Origin of the sequence: Streptomyces sp. NPDC002130, from assembly GCF_040296465.1 — a bacterium.
Lineage (GTDB): Bacteria > Actinomycetota > Actinomycetes > Streptomycetales > Streptomycetaceae > Streptomyces.
In genome coordinates this window covers 1-1,411 of sequence record NZ_JBEOXI010000849.1, presented here as the reverse complement: position 1 = coordinate 1,411, position 1,411 = coordinate 1, and the positions used below count along the sequence as shown (strand labels likewise).

The following is a 1,411-nucleotide window of genomic DNA, read 5'->3' as shown; positions in this document are numbered from 1 at the left end:
GCCAACTGGCGACCGTCGGTGCCGAGCTCGAGGACGTCCTGCTCGATCTCGATCGACACACGGCGAACCATTTCGAGCCGCTGCACGACTGTCAACGCGTCGCGCAGGGTCACGAAATCCTCGATCTCGACGACCGACAGTTGCCGTGTCACTTCGTCGAGTCGCGCTTTGTATCGTTCGAGCGTGGCGACGGCCTGGTTGGCACGCGAAAGTATGGTGGCCGATCCGTCGATGACATGCCGGATACCGCCGACGTACACACTGACGATCGACATCGATTGGCTGACCGAGACCACGGGATAGCCGGTTTGAATTGCCGTGCGCTCGGCGGCGCGGTGCCTGGTACCGGATTCGACGGTGGGAATCTTGTGATCGGGAACGAGCTGGACGTTGGCACGCACGATGCGTGTGCCGTCGGTCGAGAGGACGACCGCGCCGTCCATCTTCGAGAGTTCACGCAAGCGAGTCGGTGCGAACTCCACGTCGAGGTTGAATCCGCCGTCACACAGCGCTTCCATTTCCTCGTCGTATCCGAGGACGATCAGCGCGCCGGTACGGCCGCGCAGTATGCGTTCGAGCCCGTCTCGCAGCGCGGTACCCGGCGCCAACCTGGCGATGGTCTCTCGCAATGCCGACGACGACTGTGTGTCCGCCATCGCACTGATCATTGAGAAACTCCCTGCTGAGGTCGATGTCACTTCGGCTCCGTCGCTGCGGCGAGCTGTGCCGTCGTGTTGCGGAAGCGGCGATGCATGTTCACCATCGCCTTGGCGAGGCCGGGGTGGGTGGAGACCATCTCCGCGATTTCGTGGGCGTCGGCGTCGATGCCCATCTCCTGATCGAGAGCGACCTCGCGCATTTCTGCGATCAAACGTGTGTCGTCCTGCGGGGAGAAGAAGGTGGTGTCGACACCGAACACTTCACTGATTCGCAGGAGGACCGGCACTGTGAGTGGCCGTACGTCGTGCTCGATCTGATTGAGATAGCTTGCCGAGATCTCCAGCGTCTTGGCCAGCGAAGCCTGGCTCAACCCGCGCTCGGTCCGCAGTTGGCGGAGCCGGACACCGACAAAGGTTTTCGACATTTCCCCAGGATACGAGTGACGGCCCGGCTTCGCAAAGGTGGGTTCGCAGACTTCGCACAAGGGCTCCGCCCCCGTGAGTGGTTAAGGAGTCCTGGCACTCCTTAACCACGCACGGGCCGGAGGCCTAGACCTTGTTCTCCGAACGCGGGGCGCCGATTCCGGGATCGATCTGGAACGGTCCGCTCGAAGACGGAGCGAGGGGGAAGTCGAAGATCGCAGTCGGGAGATACACCGTCGAACACGAGTTGGGGATATCCACGACACCCGACAGGCGGCCCTCGATCGGTGCCGCGCCGAGTAGCAGGTACGCCTGCTCTGGCGCGTACC

The 1,411-nt window shown here is 62.9% G+C and carries 3 protein-coding genes; all 3 read right to left on the bottom strand.

The features are described from left to right. A partial coding sequence (gene disA / locus ABT116_RS46265) for a DNA integrity scanning diadenylate cyclase DisA (RefSeq protein WP_502984078.1) occupies positions 1-668 on the bottom strand: 668 nt, incomplete at its 3' end. A gap of 26 nt (positions 669-694) precedes the next feature. Further along, a complete protein-coding gene (locus ABT116_RS46260; RefSeq protein ID WP_351647213.1) occupies positions 695-1,084 on the bottom strand; it encodes a helix-turn-helix domain-containing protein in 390 nt (129 codons plus the stop codon). A 124-nt stretch (positions 1,085-1,208) separates the two neighbouring features. Then, the coding region (locus tag ABT116_RS46255) for an acetamidase/formamidase family protein (RefSeq protein WP_351647211.1) at positions 1,209-1,411 on the bottom strand (203 nt) is incomplete at its 5' end.